Origin of the sequence: Streptomyces lancefieldiae (genome assembly GCF_031845825.1) — a bacterium.
In the GTDB taxonomy this organism is placed as follows: domain Bacteria; phylum Actinomycetota; class Actinomycetes; order Streptomycetales; family Streptomycetaceae; genus Streptomyces; species Streptomyces lancefieldiae.
The window spans coordinates 323,710-345,314 of the sequence record NZ_JAVRFH010000001.1 but is presented as its reverse complement, the minus strand read 5'-3'; the positions used below and the strand labels follow the sequence as shown (position 1 = coordinate 345,314).

Genomic DNA, 21,605 nt, shown 5'->3' with positions numbered 1-21,605 from the left:
CGTCAGCGCAGCAGCAGCTGGAGGCCCCCGACCACCGTCGCCGCGATCACCAGCCGCTCGAACAGCCGCTGGTTGATCCTGCGCACAGCCCACTTGCCGAGGAACGCGCCGGGCACCACGAACACCACGAGCGCGGCGTCGAGCAGCAGCGAGCGGCCGTCGATCAGGCCGAGGCCGGCGCTGAACGGCAGCTTGGAGACGTTGACGATCAGGAAGAAGAACGCCGACGTACCCAGGAAGCCGAGCTTGCGGAAGCCCGCCGAGAGCAGGTACATCGACATCACCGGGCCGCCCGCGTTGGCGACCATGGTGGTGAAGCCGCCCAGGACACCGTACGAGCGGGCCTTCACCCGGCCGGATCGTGAGGTGATCTCGTCCGGCTGCCCGGCCGCGTCCGCCTGCCGTCGGCGCCACACCGTCACCCCGGCCATGACCAGCAGGATCACGCCGATCGACGTCCGTACGACCGCGTCGTTCGCCCACACCAGGAACACGGTGCCCGCGACCACGCCGACCCCCACCGCCGGGAACAGCCGCCACAGCGTGGGCCAGTGCGCGTGGCGCCGGTAGGTGAGGACGGCGAGGAGGTCACCGGCGATCAGGACCGGCAGCAGGATGCCGGTGGAGGCGCGGGCGGGCAGGACCGCCGCGAAGATCGCGAGGCTGACGGTGTTGGCCCCGCTCACGGCGGTCTTGGAGAAGCCGACGAGGAAGGCGGCGAAGGCGAGGGCGGCGAATTCCCAGCCGGTGAGGTGCCAGAGCGTCATGGTGTCCATTGCGGGCACCGATGCTATGCGCACCCGACCGTGGCCGTAAGCAGCGTCTTGCCAGATGATCCTTATGCGCCCGGGCGGGCGGCGTACCGCACCCGCAGTTCCCGCTTCAGCACCTTCATGCTCGGTCCCAGCGGCAGTTCGTCCGCGAACTCCACGCGGCGCGGGTACTTGTACCTGCCGAGGTACTGCTGGGACCACTCGGTGATCGCGGCGGCGTCCGGCGCGCTGTCCGCGGCGGGGACGACGACGGCGCACACCTCCTCGCCGTGCAGTTCGTCGGGGAGGCCGATGACGGCGACCTGTGCGATGCCGGGGTGGCGCACCAGGACCTCCTCGACCTCGCGCGGATAGACGTTGTAGCCGCCCCGGATGATGACGTCCTTCTTCCGGTCGACGATCCTGAGGAACCCCTCGTTGTCCTTGGTGCCGAGGTCGCCGGTGCGGAACCAGCCGTCGACGAGCGCCTCGGCGGTGGCCTCGGGGCGGCCGAGGTAGCCGGAGAAGACGTTGTGGCCGCGCACGACGACCTCACCGAGCTCGCCGGGTGGCAGCAGCTCGACGCGCTCCTCGACCTCCGCGCGGGCGATCTCCACGTCCACGCCCCACAGCGGGTGGCCGATGGTGCCGGGCCGGGCACCGAACACCGGCTGGTTGACGGCCGCCGCCGGAGAGGTCTCCGACAGTCCGTACCCCTCGTAGATCTTCGCGCCGAAGGCCTCCTCGAACCGCTCCAGCACGGCGACGGGCAGCGAGGCTCCGCCGGAGACGCACACCCGCAGCTCCGGCAGGGCGTCGGCGTCGGCCGCCGCGGCGGCGAGGGCGACGAACATGGTCGGCACCCCGTGGAAGGTGTTGACCTTCTCCTTCACCATCAGCTCGATCGCGCGGGCCGCGTCGAAGCGCGGCAGCAGGACGAGCGTCGCCCCGGCCCGCCAGGTGGAGTTCAGGGAGACGGTCTGCCCGAAGGCGTGGAACAGCGGCAGCGCGCCCAGCGCGACGTCGTCGGGCCGGATGTCGTTGGCGTCGAAGGCGTTGACGGTCGCGTTCATCACCAGGTTGAAGTGGCTGAGCACGGCCCCCTTGGGGACGCCGGTGGTGCCGCTGGTGTAGAAGACCACGGCCGGGTCGTCGGCGTCGCGGGTGACGTACGAGGGCAGCGGGTCCGCGTCCGCGGCGAGCTTGTCGAACTCGTCGCCGAGCGTGATCATCCGTACGCCCGTCTCCCGCGCGGCGGCCGCCGCGGTCTCCGCCTGCGCCGGGTGGCACAGCAGCAGCGTCGCGCCGCTGTCGCGCAGGACGTGTCCGACCTCCGCCGGGGACAGCAGCAGGTGGACCGGGACGACGACACCCCCGGTCGCGGCGATCGCGTAGTACGCCTGCGGGAAGTCGGCGGTGTTCGGCGCCATCAGCGCGACCCGGTCCCCCGGCCGGACGCCGAGGCCGGTGAGTGCCCCGGCCCGGGCCCGGGCCCGCTGCCACACCTCGGCGAAGGTGAGCCGCAGGTCGCCCTCGACCAGCGCCTCCTTGTCGGGGCGGCGCCGGGCGTTCTCGGCGAGGATGGCGGCGACGGAGAGGGTTGCCATGGGGTGTTGCTCCGTTTCCTTGCTGCGGCTCTGCAGAGGGATGGGTGGGGTACGGCGCCAGGAACTGTCTGACAATTCCCGTCGTCGCCCGGAGGGCGGCCTCGCGGCGTCAGGCAGGCCCTAGTGCCGCTCGACGAGCACCGCGCTGCCCTGCCCCACGCCGACGCACATGGTGGCGAGTCCGCGGGCGGCTCCGGTGCGCCGCATGCGGTGGAGCAGGGTGGTGAGGATGCGGGCGCCGGAGCAGCCGAGCGGGTGGCCCAGCGCGATGGCGCCGCCGTAGGGGTTGACCAGGCCGGGATCGATGCCGAGCTGGTCCACGCAGGCGAGGGCCTGGGCGGCGAACGCCTCGTTGAACTCGGCCTCCGCGACGTCCTCGATGCTCCAGCCGGCGCGGGCGAGGACCTTCTGGGTGGCGGGGACCGGGCCGATGCCCATGACGTCGGGGTGGACACCGGCCGAGCCGCCGGCGACGTAGCGGCCGAGCGATTCCAGTCCGAGGTCGTTGAGGGCCTCCTCGCTGACCAGCAGGAGTCCGGCGGCGCCGTCGTTCATCGGGGAGGCGTTGCCCGCGGTGACCGTGCCGCCGGGGCGGAAGACCGGCCTCAGGCGGGCCAGCTTCTCGACGGAGGTGTCCTCGCGGACGCACTCGTCGGTGTCGACGACCACACCGTCGGGGCGCTCGACGGGCAGCAGCTCGTCGTCGAAGTGGCCGTTCTTCCTGGCCTCGGAGGCCAGGCGGTGGCTGCGCAGGGCGAACTCGTCCTGGCGTTCGCGCGCGATGCCGTACCGGTCGGCGACCTCCTCGGCCGTCTCGCCCATGGCCAGCAGCCCGTGCAGGTCCTTCATCGCCGGGTTGACCAGGCGCCAGCCGAGCCGGGTGTCGGCGGTCTCGATGCGGTGCGGCAGGGCCTCGTCGGGGCGGGGCAGTACGAAGGGGGCGCGGCTCATCGACTCCGAACCGCCCGCGAGCACCACGTCGGCCTCGCCGGCGGCGATGGTGCGTGCCGCGGTGGTGACGGCCTCCAGGCCGGAGGCGCACAGCCGGTTCACCGTGGCACCGGGCACGGACTCGGGCAGGCCGGCGAGCAGGGCGGCCATGCGGGCCACGTTGCGGTTGTCCTCGCCCGCCTGGTTCGCGGCACCCCAGTACACGTCGTCGACGCGGGCGGGGTCGAGCGCGGGCACGTCGGCGACCAGGCCCCGGATCACGGTCGCGGCGAGGTCGTCGGGCCGCACGCCGGACAGGGCGCCGCGCAGCTTGCCGATCGGGGTGCGGCGGGCGGCCGCGAAGTGGACGGGACGCACGAGGGGACTCCTGACCGTGGTCGCTCGGCATCCATGGATCTCGACGTCGTCCGTGGATGCCGTGGGGCCTTAATTAGCACTGCTAGTTTTGGACTATAGACCGCCGGGCGGCTCCCTGGGAAGATCCGTCGGTGACCTTCACCGACGCAGCCGGAGGAGACATGGCCGAGACCCGCGAACACGTCCTGACCGGATCACGGGGGCGGATCACCGCCCGCGAGTGGCCCGCCGAGCGGCCCCGGTACGTGGCCCTGCTGGTGCACGGCTACGGCGAGCACATCGGCCGCTACGAGGAGGTGGCGGGCGTCCTGGTGGAGCACGGCGCGGCCGTGTACGGCGTCGACCACACGGGGCACGGCCGGTCGGACGGCGAACGGGTGCTGATCGAGGACTTCGAGGACGTGGTCACCGACCTGCGGAGCGTGGCGGACCTCGCCCGCGCCGCCCACCCCGACATTCCGGTCGTCATGGTCGGGCACTCCATGGGCGGCCTGATCGCCTCCCGCTACGCCCAGCGCCACCCCGGCACGCTGATCGCGCTGGTGCTGTCCGGCCCGGTCATCGGCGACTGGAAGCTGCCGCGCCGGCTGCTCGCCCTGGAGGAGATCCCCGACACCCCGATCAGCCCGGCCTCGCTCTCCCGCGACCCGGCGGTCGGCGCCGCGTACGCCGCGGATCCGCTGGTGTGGCACGGCCCGATGAAGCGGCCGACGCTGGAGGCCTTCGTACGGACCCTGGAGACCGTGGCCGAGGGCGGCCACGTCGGCCGGCTCCCGCTGCTGTGGGTGCACGGCGACGACGACCGGCTCGTGCCGCTGCACGGCAGCCGCGTCGGCGTCGAGCGGCTCAGCGGTGGCGGCCTGACCGAGCGGATCTACCCGGGCGCCCGGCACGAGGTCTTCAACGAGACGAACCGGGCGGATGTGTTCGCGGACGTCACGCGCTTCCTGGACGGCGCGCTCGCCCACTGAGCGGCGTCGGGCGTTTGCCCCGGAGCCCCATGGGCACCCGCGCCCCCATGGAGTGGTTGCGCCGCGCCGCCTGCGTCGACGAGGATCCCGAACTGTTCTTCCCGGTGGGCACCGCCGGACCGGCCCTGCGGGACACCGCGGCCGCCAAGCGCGTCTGCGCGCGGTGCCCGGTGACCGCCCAGTGCCTGGCGTTCGCCCTGGACTTGGGGCAGACGTCGGGCGTGTGGGGAGGCACCTGCGAGGAGGAGCGCGTCGCTCTGCTCCGTACGACCACGCAGTACGCACGTACGCACGACGAAAAGAGGGGCACCTCATGGCCGACGCCCTCGAACTCGACGCGCTGTGGGAGGACTTCCACCGCGTGGTGAACATGACGTCCGCGGAGCTCGCGGACTGGCTGCGGGTACGCGACTCCGGCGAGCTGACCGAGCCACTGCCCGACGACGCCGGCTCGCCGCTCGGTCAGCACGTCCTCGCGATCCTGCAGAAGCGCCGCACGGACCTGACGGAGGACGACCTCCGCGCGATGCGCAAGGTCGTGGACATCGTGACATCACAGACCGACCTGGAGAACGAGCCCCAGTCCGACGACACCCGGCTCAGGCACCGGCTGATGACGGTCGGTCACGACCCGCTGAAGCCGTAGCCGTGAGCCGTGACCAACGGCGCGTCGTACGCGCACTCGTCGACGCGCACGGGCAGACGTACGCGGAGGAGGCGGGCATCCGGCTGAAGGACACCCCGCAACCGCTGTACCGGCTGCTGGTCCTCGCCCATCTGCTCAGCGCCCGCATCCAGGGCTCGATCGCCGTGGCCACCGCCCGCGCCCTGCAGGAGGCGGGACTGCGCGACCCGCGCCGGATGGCCGACGCCGACTGGCAGGAGCGGGTGGACGCGCTGGGCCGGGGCGGCTACCGGCGCTACGACGAGCGCACCGCCACCCAGCTCGGCGAGGCGGCCGAGCTGCTGACCGAGCGGTGGGGCGGGGATCTGCGCCGGCTCCGCAAGGAGGCGGACGGCGAGGTCCCCGAAGTGCGCCGGCTGCTCCAGGAGTTCCCCGGCGTGGGCCCGACCGGTGCGGACATCTTCCTGCGCGAGGCCCAGCGCGTGTGGCCGGAGGCGGCCCCCTACCTGGACCCCAAGGCCCTCAAGGGCGCGGAACGCCTCGGCCTGCCGGGGGAACCGGACCGGCTCCTCGACCTGGCCGGGAAGACGGAACCGGCCGTCCTCGCGGCCGCGCTGGTGCGCGCGGCGGTCGACAAGGAGATCGTCCGGGACACCCTCGACCGCGCGGGGTGATCCTCCCGGCCCGGCGGCCGGTCGCCCGGTCACCCCTGCGGGGCACCGCCGTGTGCGCACCTCGGGCGAAACCCGGACAGCGTGATCACCGGACGGCACAATGGTGCGCGTCGGGCGGCACACGCACGAAGGAGCCGAGACGTGAGCGAGAGCGACACCGTGCCGGGCGGATTACCGGGACCGGGCACCGCCGCGGCAGGTACGGCCGCTCCCGCCGGTCCCGTTCCCGGCGGACGTCCCGGCGAGGTCGAGCGGGCCACCGCGCTGAGTGGTGAGCTGTCCGGGCAGGGCGTGCACGGTGTCGTGCTGGCCTACGTCGACACCGCCGGCATCGGCCGGGTGAAGACCGTACCCACCGCGAAGCTCGCCTCCGCGGCGGCCTGGGGCGTCGGCATGTCGCCGGTGTTCGACACCTTCCTCGCGAACGACGCGGTCGTCACCACGGACGTCCTCGGCTCCCCGGACGGCGACCTGCGCCTGTACCCCGACCTCGACCGGCTGGCCGTGCTGGCGGCGCAGCCCGGCTGGGCGTGGGCGCCGGTCGACCGGATCACGCAGGAGGGCGAACCGCATCCGGCGTGCGGGCGCACCGTTCTGCGCCGGATCGTGGCGCGGGCCGCCGAGCGGCACGGCGTCACCTTCAAGGCCGCGATCGAGATCGAGTGGATCCTGGGCCGGGACGACGCTCCCGAGGGCGCGTTCGTCCCGGCCGTGTCGGGACCCGCGTACGGCGCCACCCGGCAGGTCGAGCTGAGCGACTGCGCCGCGGAGCTGCTGGCGTCGCTCGCGGCGCAGGGCGTGGACGTGGACCAGTTCCATCCCGAGTACGCGCCCGGGCAGTTCGAGGTCTCGGTGGGGGCGCTCGACCCGGTCGGGGCGGCCGACCGCAGCGTGCTGGTGCGGCAGACGATCCGGGCGGTGGCCCGGCGGCACGGGATGCGGGTCTCCTTCGCCCCGGCGGTGCTGGGCCAGGGCGTCGGCAACGGCGGGCACCTCCACCTCTCCGCCTGGCGGGACGGGCGGAACCTGCACGCCGGCGGTGGGCGCCGGTACGGCATGACCGCCGGGGCCGAGTCCTTCGTGGCCGGGGTGCTGGGCCGCCTCCCGGCGCTGACGGCGGTGACCGCGCCGAGCCCGGCCAGCCGTCTGCGGCTCAGGCCCTCGCAGTGGGCGGGGGTGTTCACCGCCTGGGGCCGGGAGACCCGCGAGGCCGCCCTGCGGATCGTCACCGGCACCGCCGGGGTGCGCGACCGGGCGGCGAACCTGGAGGTGAAGCCGGTCGACCTGGCCGCCAACCCCTATCTCGCCCTCGCCTCGGTGATCGCCGCCGGGCTGGACGGGCTCGCGTCGGCGGCGTCCCTGCCGGCGGAGATCACCGGCGATCCGGCGCGGTTCGACGCGGACGAGGCCGCGGCCCGGGGCGTGCGCCGGCTGCCGGTCTCGCTCGCGGAGTCGGTCGAGGCGTTCCGCGCGGACGACGTGCTCCGCTCCGCGCTGGGGCCGGTCCTCGCCGACGCGGTGACGGCCGTACGCCGCGGGGAGATCGAGGCGGTCGACGGACTGGACGACGACCAGGTGGCGGCGGCCTACCGCTGGAAGTACTGACGTGGCGGCCGGACCCGTCCACGAGCGGCTCGCCGCGCTGGAGCTGGTGGACCACCACTGCCACGGCGCCGTCACCGACGACCTCGACCGGGAAGGCTTCGAGTCCCTCCTCACCGAGGGCGAGGCGTGGCCCGGGGTCTCCCCCTTCGACAGTCCCGTCGGCATCGCCGTCCGCCGCCACTGCGCTCCCCTGCTGGACCTGCCGCGCCACGCCTCCGCCGACGCGTACCTGGCCCGGCGGAGCGAGCTGGGCGGCGCCGAGGTGAACCGGCGGTTCCTGCGGGCCGCGCGCACGGGCGTGTTCTGCGTGGACACGGGGTACGCCCCGCACCGTCTGACCACGCCGGCCCAACTGGCACGGGCGGCGGACGCGGTGGCGTACGAGGTGGTCCGGCTGGAGGGCGTCGCGGAGGCGGTGGCGACGGGGGGTGTCGAGCCGGACGCGTACGCTCAGGCGTTCCGCACGGCCGCGTGGGAGGCGGTGCGGCGGCCGGGCGTCGTGGGCGTCAAGTCGGTGGCGGCCTACCGCACCGGCTTCGACCTGGACCCCGCCAGGCCCTCGCCCGACGAGGTCACCGACGCCGCCCGGCGCTGGCTCACCCGCGGCGGCCGACTCGACGACCCGGTGCTCGTACGGCACCTGCTGTGGACCGCCGTCGATCTCGGGCTGCCGCTGCAACTGCACACCGGGTTCGGCGACAGCGACATCCGCATGCACCGTGTGGACCCCACCCACCTGACCGACTGGCTGCACCTGACCGCGGGCACGATCCCGGTCCTGCTGCTGCACTGCTGGCCCTACGTGCGCCAGGCGGCCTATCTCGCGGCGGTCTTAACGGGTCCACCTCGACGTGGGCCTCACCCTGCACCACGTCGGCCCCGCCCGGGCCCCCGCGATCCTCGCCGAGGCGCTGGAGATCACCCCGTTCCGCAAGCTGCTGTACAGCTCCGACGCCTATGGCGTGGCCGAGTTCCACCACCTCGGGGCGCTGGCCTTCCGGCAGGGGCTGGCCGCACTGCTCCAGGAGCGGGTGGACGCCGACGAACTGGCCCTGCCGGACGCGCTGCGCATCGCGCGCTGGGCGGGACGGGACAACGCGCGCCGGGTCTACCGCTTGCCCGGCGGCCCTGCCGACGACCCGCCGGACGACGGCTGAGCGACGTGGGGACGGTCACAGTCCGGAGCGGCGCCCAGGAAGCACGAGACGCTGAAAGTATGATCAAGCGATGTCTGACATGACCGAAACCACGCCAGGCTGGCTCCCGAGCGACGAGCTCGAGATGGCGCGCGCCCGCATGCCGATCCTGTACGTCGAGGCCGTGCCCGTGCGCGTCGACGACAGCGGCGAAGTCACCAGCGTCGGCCTGCTCCTGCGCATCGGGCCCGACGGGACGGTCAGCCGGACTCTGGTCTCCGGCCGGGTGCTGCACCACGAGCGGGTCCGGGACGCCCTGCTGCGCCACCTGGAGAAGGACCTCGGCCCGGTGGCGCTGCCCCGGGTCCCGTCCTCGCTCCAGCCGTTCACGGTGGCCGAGTACTTCCCCACGCACGGCGTCACGCCGTACCACGACCCCCGGCAGCACGCGGTCTCCCTCGCCTACGTGGTGCCGGTGGCCGGAGACTGCCGGCCCCGGCAGGACGCGCTGGACCTGGTCTGGTTCAGCCCGCAGGAGGCCCTGTCGCCGGCGGTGCAGAGTGAGATGCCCGGTGGGCACGGGGTGCTGCTGAAGCAGGCGCTGGCGCATGTGGGCTGCGTGATCTGAGGGCCCCGGCGGGTGGCCTGCCCCGGCGCGGAAAGCCGGGGCAGGCCGCCGTACCGCCGGCCGGCCGGGGCTTCCCCGGAGCTACCCCCCGGGCCGCTCCCCGTCGCTCAGCTGCGGGTCCAGGTCGTCCCGGAGCAGACCCCGCGACCCCGTCTGGCCGGTGCGGTAGGCGGAGCGGGCCACCAGGTGGGAGGCGACCGGACTGGTGAGGAACTGGAAGAAGGCGACGAGCGCGAGGGTGCCCAGGTCGATGCCGTTGCGCAACCGCAGCGCCACGCCGACGAGGACGAGCAGCATCCCGAGGGTCTGCGGCTTGGTGGCAGCGTGGCTGCGGGAGAGCACGTCGGGGAAGCGGAGCATCCCGACCACACCGAGCAGGCTCTGCAGGCTGCCGAGGAACAGCAGGACCGCCCCCGCGAGGTCGGCGGCCTCGGCCCAGGCGTTCACCGGTGGTCCTCCTTGCCGTCCGCCCGCACCGAGGGCCGGTCGCGCACGGCGATGAACCGGGCGATGCCCACCGAGCCCGTGAAGCCGAGGAAGGCGAGCACCAGCATCACCGGGAAGTAGAAGGAGTCGCCGTCGTGGGCGGCCTTGACGCCGATGCCGGCGATGATGAGCGCCGCCGCCACGTCCAGGGCTACCGCTCGGTCCAGCATCGAGGGCCCGTACCAGATGCGGTACAGCAGCAGGGCGCCGGCGACGAGGATCATCACGACCGAGGCGACCAGCATGGCCTCTTCGACGGTGTGCAGGGTGGTCACGGCGAGACATCCCCTTCCGGTACGGGCTGAGCGGCGTGGGCGATGTCCTCGGCGGTGCCGAAGGCGCGGGCGACGAGTTCCTCCATGCGCCACGCCGACCGCTGGGCGCTCTCGATCTCGCCGGGGTCGTCGGCGTCGAGGACGTGCACGAACAAGGTGGCCGTCGACCGGCGCACCTCGATCACGGAGCCGCCGGGGACGTTGGAGACGGCGACGGCGGTGGCCGTGAGCATGAGGTCGCTGCGCACCCGTAGCGGGACGGCCACGACCGCGGCGTGGTGGGGGCCCTTGGCGAAGATCTGCCGGGTGACCTGGACACTCGAGGAGAACATGTCGTACAGCAGGTAGGCCGCGAGCCGCAGGATGCCCAGCGGGCGCAGCCGCAGGCCGAGGTCGACGGCGGGCAGCGGGAAGGCGAGGCACAGGCACACCGCGACGATGACGCCGTTGACGAGGTTGGCCCAGGACAGGGTGCCCCACAGCAGGATCCAGATGACCGTGAGCCAGGCGATGAGCGGCAGGTCGAGCACGCGTCTGCCGCTGCCGACGCGCAGGGACCAACTGTAGGGGGAGCGGTCGCGGAAGAGGTCGCTCATCGGCCGAGCACCGCCTCGACGTAGGGGGTGCGGGCGAGGAGTTCGGTGGCGGCGGCCTCGGTGAAGGTGGTGAGGGGGCCGCCGAGCACGGTGTAGAGCAGGCCGAGGGCGACGGCGGCACCGGTCGCCACCAGCATCGGCCAGGGCAGCCGCTTGGTGGTGGTGATGGACTGTCCCAGGAAGCCGGCGGAGACCACGGCGCCCGCCGGTACCGGCAGGCCGCTCCCCGGCCCGGCCGCCCCCTCGGCCTCGTCGTCCTCGTCGTCGCCCGGTTCGTCCTCGGCGGACTCCAGCACCACGCCCTCGCCCTCGGACCCGGGCGGGGCGTCGCGCCAGAACGCGAGGTTCCACACCTTCGCCATGACGTAGAGGGTGAGCAGGCTGGTGGCGGCGGACGCGGCGACCAGCACCCAGGCCCAGCCGCCGCCGTTGTCGACGCCCGCCCGCATCAGGCCGAGCTTGCCGATGAACCCGGAGAGCGGAGGGATGCCCGCGAGGTTCATGGCGGGGACGAAGAACAGCACGGCGAGCAGCGGCGCGGTCTTCGCCAGGCCGCCGAGGCGGGTGAGTTCCGTGGTGCCGCCGCGCCGTTCGACGAGCCCGGCCACGAGGAAGAGGGTGGTCTGCACGGTGATGTGGTGGGCCACGTACACGATCGCCCCGCTGATCGAACCGCGCCCGGCGAGCGCGATCCCGAAGACCATGTAGCCGATGTGACTGATGAGGGTGAAGGACAGCACCCGCTTCAGGTCGGTCTGGGCGACCGCGCCGAGGATGCCGATGAGCATGGAGGCGAGCGCGGCGAGCATCAGCAGGTCGCCGAGGCGGTGGCCGGGGAAGAGCAGGGTCTGGGTGCGCAGCATCGAGTACACGCCGACCTTGGTCAGCAGGCCGGCGAAGACCGCGGTGACCGGTGCCGGGGCGGTCGGGTAGGAGTCGGGCAGCCAGGCCGCGAGCGGGAACACCGCCGCCTTGATCGCGAAGACCGTCAGCAGCATGGCCTCCAGCAGGGTGCGCACCCCGAGCGGGATCTCCTGCAACCGCCCCGCGAGCTGGGCGAAGTTGACGGTTCCCGCGACCGCGTACGTCATGGCGATGGCGACGAGGAAGAGCACCGAGGAGAACAGCGAGATGATCACGTACGTCGACCCGGCCCGGATGCGGGTCGCGGTGCCGCCGATGGTGAGCAGGACGAAGCTCGCCACGAGCATGATCTCGAAGCCGACGTAGAGGTTGACGAGGTCTCCGGCGAGGAAGGTGCAGGAGACTCCGGCCACGAGGATGAGGTAGGCGGGGTGGAAGACGCCGACCGGGGTCTGGTCGTCACGGTCGGCCATGCCCTGGCCCAGGGAGTACAGGTTGACGAGCAGGGTGACGGCGCTGGACACGGTGAGCATCAGGCCGGCGAGCCGGTCGGCGACGAGGGTGATGCCGAGCGGGGGCGCGAAGTCGCCGAGGTTCACGCTGAGCGGGCCCTGGCGGTCGGCGGCCACCATGAGGATCACGGAGAGCACGAGGACCGCGCCGAGCACGGCGAGGCTGACGAAGCGCTGGAACCGCTGGAGCCGGGGGCCGATGGCCAGCTTCAGGCCCGTGACGCACAGGGGCAGCAGTACGGGGAGGGGGACGAGCGCGTTCACGTGGTTCCTTCCGTGCCGGCGCCCGCGGGGTCGTCGGGCTGGTCCGGCGGCGGGTGGCCGGAGTCCTCGCCGGGGTGCGAGTCGGGCTCGCGGCCGGACTCCTCGGGGTCGTTGGACGGCCCGGCGACACGGGCCGGTGCCGGCCCCGGGCGGCCCGTCGCGTCGGTGGAGCCCCGCTCCCGGCCCTCGCGGTAGTCCTCGGGGTCGGCGCCCAGGATGTCGTTCCAGAGGTTCCCGGAGACGTCGTTGGCGCGGGCCTGGTAGGCGCGCTCCTCGCGGACCCGCCGGCGCAGCCGCTTGCGTGCGGCGCGGTAGCGGGCGCGCTGCTCGTGGGTGGTGCCGCGCTCGGCGCGCACCTCGCGGTAGCGCTCCCGCAGTTCGCCGCGCCGGTCGAGGAACTCGGCGCGCAGGGCGACCAGCCGGTCCTCGGTGTCGTCGCTGATCTCGTCGGAGCCGGTGACCTGGTGGCTGCGGTAGGCCATGGAGAGGAGGAAGGCGGTGGTGGCGAGGGTGATGACGATCGCGGTGAGGGCGATGGCCTGGGGCAGCGGGTCGGTGACCCGGTTGCGGATGACGTGCGGGTAGAGCAACGGCGCCTCTCCCGCGCTGCCCGTGGAGGCGAGCACGAGCAGGTTGACGCCGTTGCCGAGGACGACCGCGCCGAGCAGGATGCGGGTCAGGGACCGGGTGAGCAGCAGGGTGGTGCCGACGGCGCTGAGGACGGCGGCGGCCACCAGGAGGGCGAGGCTGACGGTCATGCGGGGCCCGCCTCCCCGCGTGCGGCGCGCTGGGCGGCGGCCCGTTCGATCTGCCGGTCGATCCGGGCGCCGAGGGCCCGCACGATGTCCAGGACCACTCCGAGCACGAGGAGGTAGACCCCGCAGTCGAAGAGGACGGCGGTGGACAGGTGGGCGTCGCCCCACACGGGCAGGTGGCCGTGCCAGGTCCAGCCGTGCAGCACGGTGCCCTCGGCGAGGCCGCACAGCGCGACCCCGGTGGACAGGAACAGCCCGAGGCCGGTGAACAGTCCCGGCTTGAAGGGCACGGCGTCGGCGAGTTCGTGGCGCCCGCCCGCGAGGTAGCGGGCGATGAAGGCGACGCCGGCGGTCAGGCCCGCGACGAAGCCGCCGCCCGGCAGGTTCTCCGCGCACATCAGCAGGTAGACGGAGAGGAGGAGGATGGGGTGGAAGATGAGGCGCGCGACCACTTCCAGGATGAGGGAGCGGCGCTCGGGGGCGAGGGTGGAACTGGCCGCGAGCCAGGTCCGCTCCGGCGCGCCCTCGTCGCCGCTGGGCAGGCCCGCCAGTTCGTACGAGGTGGCACGCCAGGCGGTGCGCAGCCCGGCGTGCGGGTGGTCCCCCGGCAGCGGCAGTACCGGCTGCTCGGCGCTGTCGGTGCGGCGGTGCAGGTAGATGAGGCTGGTGACGCCGATCGCGGCGGCGGCGAGCACCGCGGACTCCCCCATCGTGTCCCAGGCCCGCAGGTCCACGAGGATCGTCGCGACGACGTCCTTCAGGCCGTGGTGGGCGGTCTCCTCGACCATCGCCGCCCCGGCGCTGTCGGCTCGGCGGTGCCCCGCCGCGATCCAGACGACGACGGCGACGGCGGCGCCGCCCGCGAGCGCCACCGGCATCCGCAGTGCGCGCCGCCACCTGCTGTAGGTCTCCTCGAAGTGCACCGGCATCCGGCGCAGCACGAGCACGAAGACGATCATCGAGACGGTCTCCACGCAGAACTGGGTCAGCGCGAGGTCGGGCGCGCCCTGCACGACGAAGAGCAGCGCGGTGCCGTATCCGGTGAGCCCGGCGAGCACGACGGCCTTCATCCGGCGCCGCACGCCCAGGCACAGCAGGGCGGCGGCACAGGTCAGCAGCGCGACGCCGGCCTGGGCCGGGTGGTCCCACAGTCGCGGGGCGGGGACTCCGCTCCAGGGTTCGTCCACGAGGAGGACGGCGGTCTGCCCGGCGAGCACCACGCTCATGGTCGTCACGAGGTACACCGACAGCGAGCCGCACTGCACGAAACCGGTGCACTGCAGGGCGGTGCGCTCCAGTCCGAGCAGGAGCCGTCCGAAGAACCGGTCGGCCGAGCGCCAGGCGAGGACCTGCCCGACGCGCCGGACGGGGCTCGCGGCGAGGAACAGCAGGACACCGCCCGCCCAGGCCGCGCAGGACAGGCCGAGGGCGAGACCCGCCCCGTGCCACAGCGCCAGGTGATAGGGGTGGGCGGGTACGGGGAACTGCTCGGCGTAGGTGCCGAGGAGCCCCTGGAGCCAGGACACGCCGGGTCCCAGGGCGAGGCAGGCCAGGGCCAGCACGGCGGGCGGCGCGAGGAAGGCCGGCGGGACGGCGTGCGCGTCCGTGTCCGGGACACCGGGCTTGCGGGCGAAGGCACCCCACAGGAAGCGCAGGGTGTAGGCGGTGGTCAGGGCCGAGCCGACGACGGTCATGGCGAGCGCCCAGCGGTCGGCGGTGGTCCCTTCCAGGAGGGACTGGAAGGCGGCCTCCTTGGCGGTGAAGCCGAGCAGCGGCGGTACGGCTGCCATGGACAGTCCGGCGACCGAGGCCGTGGCGCACACGGCGGGCAGCCGGCGCCCGAGCCCGGAGAGTCTGCGCAGGTCACGGGTTCCGGTGGCGTGGTCGATGATTCCGGTGACCAGGAAGAGCGGGGCCTTGAACAGGGCGTGGCCGAGGATCATGACGGTGGCGGCGAGGCCGGTGTCGTGACGGCCCGCGCCGGTGAGGACGGTGAGGAAGCCGAGCTGGCTGACGGTGCCGTGGGCGAGGACGAGCTTCAGGTCGTTCAGGCGCAGCGCCCGCCAGCCGCCCAGCAGCATCGTCGCGGAGCCCAGGACGAGCAGGAGCGGCCGCCAGGGCGTGACCTCAGCGAAGGCGGGGGCGAGCCGGGCGATGAGGTAGACGCCGGCCTTGACCATCGCGGCGGCGTGCAGGTAGGCGCTGACCGGGGTGGGGGCGGCCATGGCGTTGGGCAGCCACAGACTGAACGGCCAGATCGCGGACTTGGAGAGGGCGCCGACGAGGATCAGCACGATCGCCGTGGACAGCGCCGCCGACGCGGGCGGCGGGTCGGCGAGGATCGCCGAGATCCGGTAGGTGCCCGCCTCGTGACCCAGGATCAGGAAACCGACGAGCATGGTCAGTCCGCCGAGCGTGGTGACCGTCAGGGCCTGCAGCGCGCTGCGCCGGTTCCGCTTGTGGTCGCTGGTCTGGCCGATCAACAGGTAGGAGAAGACGGTCGTCAGTTCCCAGAAGACGTAGAGCAGGACGAGGTCGTCGGCGAGGACCAGGCCGAGCATGGCCCCGGCGAAGGCCAGCAGACTCCCGGCGAACCTGCCCAGCTGCCGCGACCGGTCGTCGAAGTACGAGGCGCAGTAGACCAGGACGAGGGTGCCCACCCCGGCGGCGAGCAGCACCATGAGTTCGGCGAGGGCGTCCAGCCGCAGCGCCCAGTCCACGTGGTAGGCCGGTAGCCAGTGCCACTCGGCGGTGTCGACGCCGCCCGCGGCCGTCGCGCTCCACCGTGTGGCCGCCCAGACGGTCGCCGCCGCGGGCGGCAGGGCCAGCACGAGGAAGGCACGGGTACCCCACCACCTCACGAGCGGCGCGGCGAACAGCGCGAGCACGAAGTGGCAGAGGATGAGCGCGGTCACGTGGGCCCGTGCGAGGGCACGGGGGCGGCGGGAGGACAGGACACCCGTCAGTGATATATCGGGCATATCGACCGGGCGTCCAGGCACGCCGCAGCGTCCGCGACGCCACCGGACCGGCCCCGGGCCGACCCGGCTTCCGGGGAACTCCCCGCCGCGCGGACCCGTCCACGACCGAGGGGCGGTTTCGGATTCCTCCGAAACCGCCCCTCGATCCGCGACTGTCTCCAGTCGGGACGACAGGATTTGAACCTGCGACCCCTTGACCCCCAGTCAAGTGCGCTACCAAGCTGCGCCACGTCCCGTTACCCGTCTGACCTGGGGTTTCCCTGGCCGGACGCGCAGGAAAACCATACCGCACTCGGGCCGGTGGTCGCGCACCGGTTTTCGAGGCCCGGGCCGCGGTCAGCGCTTGTGGGCGGGGGAAGGCCCGGGCACCGCCGTCCGGGCCGAGCCGGCCGCCGCGGCGTCGACCCGGACCAGTCCGCGTACCGCGGGTATCAGGAGCAGGGTGGTGCAGACGACGAAGCTCGTCGCGCCGGCGACGAGCAGGACGTGGCCGGCGCCGAGGGCCGAGGCCGCCGGTCCCGCGAGGGCCTGGCCGACGGGCATCATCGCCAGTGAGCCCGCCACGTCGTAGGCGTGGATCCGGTTGAGCACGTCCTGCGGGACCTGCGTCTGCACGCTGGTCGCCCACATCACGCCCCAGAAGGACATGCCGGCCCCCGCGACGGCGGCTCCGGTCGCCATGGCCGGTGGACCGAGCCCGGCTCCCACGGTCGCGGGGAAGGCGGCGAAGCCGAAGAGCGCGATCGCGCCGGCGCGGAGCATGCGGCGGGGCCGCAGCCGCAGCGCGAGGAGCCCACCGACGACGGTGCCGGCGCCCAGGGCGGAGTTGACCAGGCCGTAGGCGCGCGGGCCGTGTTCCCGCACCACCTCGGTGGCCACCAGGGGCACCGTGGGCCCCCAGACGGCGATCATGTAGAGACACCAGACGGCTATGACGCCCCAGAGCCACTGGCGGGAGCGGAACTCGCGCCACCCCTCGACCAGGTCGGCACGGAAGGCCTTCGTCCCCCGGCCGACGGCTGCCCGCCCACTGCCCGGCGCGAGCGGGGGGAGCCGGAGCAGCAGCAGGCACAGGGCGCTGACGGCGTAGGTGGTGGCATGGGCGGCGAAGACTCCGCCGGGCGAGGCGAAGCCGACCAGGAGCCCGGCCACGGCGGGGCCCGCGAGCTGGGCGGCGGACTCGGCGACCCGTATCGCGCCGTTCGCGCCCTGGATGTCGGAGGCGAGCCGGGGGACGGTGCTGGCGACGCCGGGCTGGAACACGGCACCGGCGACGCCGTTGACGAACCCGATCGCGCAGATCTGCCACAGCACGACATGGCCGGAGAAGAAGAGCGCGGCGGCCAGGGCCTGGGTGCCCAGCCGCACCAGGTCGGCGCCGATCATCAGCTTGCGGGTGCTGAAGCGGTCGGCGACGACTCCGCCGAAGACGACCAGCCCGGCGAACGCGGCGGCCGTCGACGCCATGGCGAGACCGACCGCACCCGCCCCGTACCCGTGCTGGAGCAGTCCGGCGGCGAGCGCCACGGGAAGCATGGTGTCGCCCAGCCGGGCGATGGCCCGGGCCATGAAGAACAGCGCGAAGTCCCGCGACCAGACGGCTCGCGCCGCAGGCGCCCCGGCCGTCCCCTCGCCCTCACGCGTGGGCTGCGACGACATCCCGGTCATTGCGCGCTCCCCTCCCCGGCCGGCCCCGCCGGCCACCCCGTGCCACCGCTGCCGATCCCCCGCTCACGTCGTACGTCCGACAGCCGGAGCCCCCTCCGGCCCCGGCTGCCGAGCACGTCTGCGGATCATGCCACGGCGCACTGACCGTGCCCGAGGGGTTTTCAGCCCCCGGCCGGCAACCCCAGCCGGGGATGGGCCTCCAGCAGCCGGGGCGGAGCCGCCTGCCGCCAGGAGTCGGCGAGGACGTCACGCAGCTCGTCCTCGCCCTCCAGGGCGGCGAGGCGGGCCCGCACCCAGGCGAACTGGGCCTCGTGGCCGGCGATCCAGAACTTCTCCGGCTCGGCCAGCACGAGCTCGTCGCGCTCCTCCTTCGGGCAGCGCACCGCGATGGAGGTCTCGTCCTCGGGCAGCGTGGCGAACATCTTCCCCGCGACCCGGAAGGTGGGCATGCTCCAGGCGGTCTTCTCCGTCGTGTCCGGCAGGGACAGGGCGATACGGCGTACGTCATCTGCGTCCGGCATGTCAGGCACCGTAGCGGCCCCCACTGACAATCACCCGGTGACCGCCGAGGCGCCGACCTGCTTGAAGTAGAGCGTCGTCGGCCGCAGCCGCCCGCCCGGGTCCGCGGCGTAGTCGGGGATCGTCCCGGCCCGGGTCCATCCGGCGGAGCGGTAGAGGTGTTCGGCGGGGCTGTCGGTCTCGGTGTCCAGGTGGAGCAGGGTGATGCCGGCCGCCGCGGCCGCCTCCTCGGCGGCGGTCAGGAGCCTGCGGCCCAGTCCCCTGCCGCGGGCCTCGCGGGCCACCATGAGTTTGACCAGCTCGGCGCGGTGGCGGCTGTTGGGTTTGTCGGGCAGCGCGAGGCTCACGGTCCCCGCCACCCGCTCCCCCTCCCGCGCCACCCAGACGGCGAGCCGCCCGGCGGCCACGGCGGCGGTCCGCTCCCGCCACCAGGCGACGGCCTCCGCGCGGTCGAGCGGCGCCAGGAAGCCGACCGACGCCCCGCCCGCCACGGTATCGGTCAGCAGGTCGGCCAGCCCGCCCAGCAGCGCGGTCAGTCGGTCCTCGTCGAGGCGGCTCACGATCACGGCAGCACCACCGCCAGCGCATAGCGCACGTCCCCGGGTCCGGCACACCGGAACCTCGTCGGCCCCCACACCCGCAGCCGCAGGCAGTCCCCGGTGCCGAGGTGGTGCCCGACGTCCTGGGCCGTCACCTCCAGGGCTCCGTCCAGGACCCAGATGTGCTGCTCCAGGCCGGGCACGGGCGGCCGGTCGTAGGCGATGTCGGCGCCGGCGGCAAGCCGTCCCTCGACGAGTTCGCCGCGCAGCCCGGCGTGCGGCGGCGAGACCGATCGTCGCGCGAACCCGGCGGCCCGGTCCTCCCACAGCGGCTGTTCGGCGGCCCGCACCAGGAGCGCGGGCTGCGCCTCGACCTCGCTGAGCAACCGGGACATGGTCCGTCCGTAGACCGCGCACAGGCGGTTCAGGAAGGAGGCGGTGGGGCTGATCTCCGCCCGCTCGGCCCGGGACAGCGTGGACCGGCTCACTCCGCTGCGCTCCGCCAACTCGTCCAGCGACCAGCCGCGTTCGGCCCTCAGCTCGGCCAGACGGGCGGCGAGCCGGGTGTCCACGAGGTCGGGAACCTCATCGGTCTCTCTCACATCCGGGACGTTATCCCGAACATGAGACGGCCGTGTTGCCGAAGCCTCACACACCGAGGCATCACGCCCGGGCCGCCTCGTCGAGTGCGTCCAGCACCGGGCGGATCAGTGGATGCTCCTCGGCTCCCCGGCGCACGGCCGCGAAGACCCGGCGGGTGGGCGCGACCCCGTCGACCGGGCGGACGACCACACCCGTGAGGTCCGTGCCGTGCAGGGCCGACCGCGGCACGAGGGCCACGCCGGCCTCGGCCGCGGCGAGCGACACCACGGCGCGGAAGTCGTCCGAGGAGTGCTCCAGGCTGGGCTGGAAGCCGGCGTTCTCGCAGGCCAGGACCACCACGTCGTGGCAGGGGTTGCCCGGGTAGGGGCCGATCCACGGGTCCTTGGCCAGCTCGGCGAGCGGCACCTCGTCGACGTCGGCGAGCCGGTGGGTGACCGGCACGACCGCGTCGAAGGGCTCGGCGTACAGGGGGACGTGGGTGAGGCGCGGGTCGTCGGCGGAGGGCGCCCCGCGGTACTCGACGGCGACGGCCACGTCGACCAGCCGGTCCAGCACCATCGGCAGGCTGGCGTCACCCTCGGCGTCCTGGACGCGGATGCGGATGCCGGGCGCCGACTCGGCGAGGCGGGCCAGCGCGGGCGCGACGACCAGGGCGATACCGGTCGCGAAGGAGGCGACGGTGACGGTGCCGGCGGCGCCCGAACCGTACGCGGCCAGTTCCGCCTCGGCGCGCTCCAACTGGGCGAGGACGGCGTTGGTGTGGCTGAGCAGGATCTCGCCGGCCGGGGTCAGCCGTACGCCCTTGGCGCCACGGTCGACCAGGCGGTGACCGGTCTCCTGCTCCAGGGCGGTCAGCTGCTGGGAGACCGCGGACGGCGTCAGGTACAGCGCGGCGGCCGCGGCCGTCACGGTGCGGTGGTCCGCCACCGCTCGGAGGATGTGCAGCCGCCGCGCTTCGATCACGGGATCGATTCTCTCAGGTCGGACACCGATATTCGGACACGGGCCGGTCGGGCCGGTGTCAGGCGTCCAGCTCCTCGCGTGCCGCCACGAAGGCGTTCACCGCGCGGTCGACGTCCTCGGTGGAGTGGGCGGCGGACAGCTGCACGCGGATGCGGGCCTGGCCCTGCGGGACGACCGGGTACGAGAAGCCGATCACGTACACCCCGCGCTCCAGCAGCAGCTCGGCCATGCGACCCGCCTTCGACGCGTCGCCGATCATCACCGGCGCGATGGCGTGGTCGCCGGGGAGGATGTCGAAGCCCTCCTCGGTCATCCGGCGGCGGAACAGGGCGGTGTTCTCCGCGAGCCGGACGCGCAGGTCGTCGGCCGACTCCAGCAGGTCGAGCACCTTGAGGGAGGCGGCGGCGATCACCGGGGCCAGCGTGTTCGAGAAGAGGTACGGCCGGGAGCGCTGGCGCAGCAGGGCGACGATCTCGGCGCGGGCGGCGACGTAGCCGCCGGAGGCGCCGCCGAGGGCCTTGCCGAGGGTGCCGGTGATGATGTCGACGCGGTCCATGACGCCGTGCAGCTCGGGGGTGCCGCGTCCGCCGGGGCCGACGAAGCCGACGGCGTGCGAGTCGTCGACCATCACCATGGCGTCGTAGCGGTCGGCGAGGTCGCAGATCTCGCGGAGCGGGGCGACGTAGCCGTCCATGGAGAAGACGCCGTCGGTGACGATGAGCCGGCGGCGGGCGTCGCCGGCTGCCTTGAGCTGGGCCTCCAGGTCGGCCATGTCGCGGTTGGCGTAGCGCAGGCGCCTGGCCTTGGACAGGCGGATGCCGTCGATGATCGAGGCGTGGTTGAGGGCGTCGGAGATCACCGCGTCCTCGGGGCCGAGGAGGGTCTCGAAGACGCCGCCGTTGGCGTCGAAGCAGGAGGAGTAGAGGATCGTGTCCTCCTGGCCGAGGAACGCGGAGAGGCGGGCCTCCAGCTCCTTGTGGACCTCCTGGGTGCCGCAGATGAAGCGCACGGACGCCATGCCGTAGCCCCAGCGGTCCAGCGCCTCGTGGGCGGCGGCGACGACGTCTGGGTGGTCGGCGAGGCCGAGGTAGTTGTTGGCGCAGAAGTTGAGGACCTCGCCGGGACGGCCGCCGGCGGTGACGTTCACCGTCGCGGACTGCGGGGTGCCGATGACGCGCTCGGGCTTGTGCAGGCCGGCGGCGCGGATCTCGTCGAGGGTGGCGCGCAGGTCGTCGCGCACGGAGTCGAACATCTCAGAAGCTCCTAGGAAAGCA

Annotated in this window: 21 protein-coding genes, 1 tRNA gene and 1 pseudogene; 7 read left to right on the top strand and 16 right to left on the bottom strand. The window is 73.5% G+C overall.

The window, feature by feature from the left end:
- Positions 1 to 2: 2 nt before the first annotated feature.
- The 3 genes from RM812_RS01815 to RM812_RS01805 form a co-directional block, all read right to left on the bottom strand.
- A complete protein-coding gene (locus RM812_RS01815; protein WP_311570564.1) occupies positions 3 to 776 on the bottom strand; it encodes a sulfite exporter TauE/SafE family protein in 774 nt (257 codons plus the stop codon).
- A gap of 62 nt (positions 777 to 838) precedes the next feature.
- Positions 839 to 2,359, bottom strand: a complete 1,521-nt coding sequence (locus RM812_RS01810) for a long-chain-fatty-acid--CoA ligase (protein ID WP_311570563.1) — start codon at positions 2,357 to 2,359, stop codon at positions 839 to 841.
- Between the two features lie 120 nt (positions 2,360 to 2,479).
- Positions 2,480 to 3,667: a thiolase family protein gene (locus tag RM812_RS01805; protein ID WP_311570562.1), complete on the bottom strand. Its 1,188-nt coding sequence runs from the start codon at positions 3,665 to 3,667 to the stop codon at positions 2,480 to 2,482.
- A 161-nt stretch (positions 3,668 to 3,828) separates the two neighbouring features.
- Between RM812_RS01805 and RM812_RS01800 the strand changes: the two genes are divergently transcribed.
- The 7 genes and pseudogenes from RM812_RS01800 to RM812_RS01770 all read left to right on the top strand — a co-directional run bounded on the left by RM812_RS01800 (position 3,829) and on the right by RM812_RS01770 (position 9,306).
- Positions 3,829 to 4,638 carry an alpha/beta hydrolase gene (locus RM812_RS01800; protein ID WP_311570626.1) on the top strand — a complete coding sequence of 270 codons (810 nt, stop codon included), beginning with the start codon at positions 3,829 to 3,831 and terminating at the stop codon, positions 4,636 to 4,638.
- Positions 4,639 to 4,667: 29 nt separating this feature from the next.
- Positions 4,668 to 5,006: a WhiB family transcriptional regulator gene (locus tag RM812_RS01795; protein ID WP_394816410.1), complete on the top strand. Its 339-nt coding sequence runs from the start codon at positions 4,668 to 4,670 to the stop codon at positions 5,004 to 5,006.
- Positions 4,952 to 5,284, top strand: coding sequence for a DUF3140 domain-containing protein (locus tag RM812_RS01790; RefSeq protein WP_311570560.1), 333 nt, complete (start codon positions 4,952 to 4,954; stop codon positions 5,282 to 5,284). Before RM812_RS01795 ends, RM812_RS01790 begins: the two co-directional genes overlap by 55 nt.
- A 2-nt stretch (positions 5,285 to 5,286) precedes the next feature.
- The gene (locus tag RM812_RS01785) at positions 5,287 to 5,937 is read left to right on the top strand and encodes an HhH-GDP family DNA glycosylase (RefSeq protein ID WP_311570559.1); all 651 of its coding nucleotides are present in this window, start codon (positions 5,287 to 5,289) and stop codon (positions 5,935 to 5,937) included.
- A 159-nt stretch (positions 5,938 to 6,096) separates the two neighbouring features.
- Entirely contained in the window at positions 6,097 to 7,542 is a 1,446-nt protein-coding gene (locus RM812_RS01780) for a glutamine synthetase family protein (RefSeq protein WP_311570625.1), read from the top strand.
- Between the two features lies 1 nt (position 7,543).
- A pseudogene (locus RM812_RS01775) lies at positions 7,544 to 8,699 on the top strand (amidohydrolase family protein).
- Positions 8,700 to 8,778: 79 nt separating this feature from the next.
- A complete protein-coding gene (locus tag RM812_RS01770; RefSeq protein ID WP_311570624.1) occupies positions 8,779 to 9,306 on the top strand; it encodes an NUDIX hydrolase family protein in 528 nt (175 codons plus the stop codon).
- A gap of 81 nt (positions 9,307 to 9,387) precedes the next feature.
- Here RM812_RS01770 and mnhG read toward each other — a convergent pair whose 3' ends face one another.
- From mnhG to RM812_RS01705, 13 genes are all read right to left on the bottom strand, one after another.
- Positions 9,388 to 9,753: a monovalent cation/H(+) antiporter subunit G gene (gene mnhG / locus RM812_RS01765; protein WP_311570558.1), complete on the bottom strand. Its 366-nt coding sequence runs from the start codon at positions 9,751 to 9,753 to the stop codon at positions 9,388 to 9,390.
- A complete protein-coding gene (locus tag RM812_RS01760; RefSeq protein WP_311570557.1) occupies positions 9,750 to 10,067 on the bottom strand; it encodes a monovalent cation/H+ antiporter complex subunit F in 318 nt (105 codons plus the stop codon). The genes mnhG and RM812_RS01760 overlap by 4 nt, the downstream gene beginning before the upstream one ends.
- The gene (locus tag RM812_RS01755; RefSeq protein WP_311570556.1) at positions 10,064 to 10,663 is read right to left on the bottom strand and encodes a Na+/H+ antiporter subunit E; all 600 of its coding nucleotides are present in this window, start codon (positions 10,661 to 10,663) and stop codon (positions 10,064 to 10,066) included. The genes RM812_RS01760 and RM812_RS01755 overlap by 4 nt, the downstream gene beginning before the upstream one ends.
- Complete coding sequence (locus RM812_RS01750; RefSeq protein ID WP_311570555.1) at positions 10,660 to 12,303, bottom strand: Na+/H+ antiporter subunit D; 1,644 nt, start codon at positions 12,301 to 12,303, stop codon at positions 10,660 to 10,662. Before RM812_RS01750 ends, RM812_RS01755 begins: the two co-directional genes overlap by 4 nt.
- On the bottom strand, positions 12,300 to 13,061 hold the full coding sequence (locus tag RM812_RS01745; RefSeq protein ID WP_311570554.1) for a Na(+)/H(+) antiporter subunit C: 762 nt from the start codon (positions 13,059 to 13,061) through the stop codon (positions 12,300 to 12,302). Before RM812_RS01745 ends, RM812_RS01750 begins: the two co-directional genes overlap by 4 nt.
- Positions 13,058 to 15,973, bottom strand: coding sequence for a Na+/H+ antiporter subunit A (locus RM812_RS01740; protein WP_311570623.1), 2,916 nt, complete (start codon positions 15,971 to 15,973; stop codon positions 13,058 to 13,060). Before RM812_RS01740 ends, RM812_RS01745 begins: the two co-directional genes overlap by 4 nt.
- Positions 15,974 to 16,201: 228 nt before the next feature.
- A tRNA-Pro gene (locus RM812_RS01735) sits at positions 16,202 to 16,275 on the bottom strand.
- A gap of 100 nt (positions 16,276 to 16,375) precedes the next feature.
- Positions 16,376 to 17,707, bottom strand: a complete 1,332-nt coding sequence (locus RM812_RS01730; RefSeq protein ID WP_394816409.1) for an MFS transporter — start codon at positions 17,705 to 17,707, stop codon at positions 16,376 to 16,378.
- Between the two features lie 161 nt (positions 17,708 to 17,868).
- Entirely contained in the window at positions 17,869 to 18,228 is a 360-nt protein-coding gene (locus tag RM812_RS01725; protein WP_311570553.1) for an MmcQ/YjbR family DNA-binding protein, read from the bottom strand.
- 30 nt (positions 18,229 to 18,258) lie between these two features.
- Positions 18,259 to 18,792 (bottom strand): GNAT family N-acetyltransferase, encoded by a 534-nt coding sequence (locus RM812_RS01720; RefSeq protein WP_311570552.1) that lies wholly within the window; start codon positions 18,790 to 18,792, stop codon positions 18,259 to 18,261.
- Positions 18,789 to 19,367: a helix-turn-helix domain-containing protein gene (locus RM812_RS01715; protein ID WP_311570551.1), complete on the bottom strand. Its 579-nt coding sequence runs from the start codon at positions 19,365 to 19,367 to the stop codon at positions 18,789 to 18,791. The genes RM812_RS01720 and RM812_RS01715 overlap by 4 nt, the downstream gene beginning before the upstream one ends.
- A gap of 61 nt (positions 19,368 to 19,428) precedes the next feature.
- The gene (locus tag RM812_RS01710; RefSeq protein ID WP_311570550.1) at positions 19,429 to 20,331 is read right to left on the bottom strand and encodes a LysR family transcriptional regulator; all 903 of its coding nucleotides are present in this window, start codon (positions 20,329 to 20,331) and stop codon (positions 19,429 to 19,431) included.
- Positions 20,332 to 20,389: 58 nt separating this feature from the next.
- Complete coding sequence (locus RM812_RS01705) at positions 20,390 to 21,583, bottom strand: glycine C-acetyltransferase (protein WP_311570549.1); 1,194 nt, start codon at positions 21,581 to 21,583, stop codon at positions 20,390 to 20,392.
- Positions 21,584 to 21,605 lie beyond the last annotated feature (22 nt).

What these genes read in the sequence shown, in the direction of transcription:
- RM812_RS01815 (WP_311570564.1), bottom strand. Translation starts at nt 776, where the DNA reads ATGGACACCATGACGCTCTGGCACCTCACCGGCTGGGAATTCGCCGCC.
- RM812_RS01810 (WP_311570563.1), bottom strand. Translation starts at nt 2,359, where the DNA reads ATGGCAACCCTCTCCGTCGCCGCCATCCTCGCCGAGAACGCCCGGCGC.
- RM812_RS01800 (WP_311570626.1), top strand. Translation starts at nt 3,829, where the DNA reads ATGGCCGAGACCCGCGAACACGTCCTGACCGGATCACGGGGGCGGATC.
- RM812_RS01795 (WP_394816410.1), top strand. Translation starts at nt 4,668, where the DNA reads ATGGGCACCCGCGCCCCCATGGAGTGGTTGCGCCGCGCCGCCTGCGTC.
- RM812_RS01790 (WP_311570560.1), top strand. Translation starts at nt 4,952, where the DNA reads ATGGCCGACGCCCTCGAACTCGACGCGCTGTGGGAGGACTTCCACCGC.
- RM812_RS01770 (WP_311570624.1), top strand. Translation starts at nt 8,779, where the DNA reads ATGACCGAAACCACGCCAGGCTGGCTCCCGAGCGACGAGCTCGAGATG.
- RM812_RS01755 (WP_311570556.1), bottom strand. Translation starts at nt 10,663, where the DNA reads ATGAGCGACCTCTTCCGCGACCGCTCCCCCTACAGTTGGTCCCTGCGC.
- RM812_RS01745 (WP_311570554.1), bottom strand. Translation starts at nt 13,061, where the DNA reads ATGACCGTCAGCCTCGCCCTCCTGGTGGCCGCCGCCGTCCTCAGCGCC.
- RM812_RS01730 (WP_394816409.1), bottom strand. Translation starts at nt 17,707, where the DNA reads ATGACCGGGATGTCGTCGCAGCCCACGCGTGAGGGCGAGGGGACGGCC.
- RM812_RS01725 (WP_311570553.1), bottom strand. Translation starts at nt 18,228, where the DNA reads ATGCCGGACGCAGATGACGTACGCCGTATCGCCCTGTCCCTGCCGGAC.
- RM812_RS01705 (WP_311570549.1), bottom strand. Translation starts at nt 21,583, where the DNA reads ATGTTCGACTCCGTGCGCGACGACCTGCGCGCCACCCTCGACGAGATC.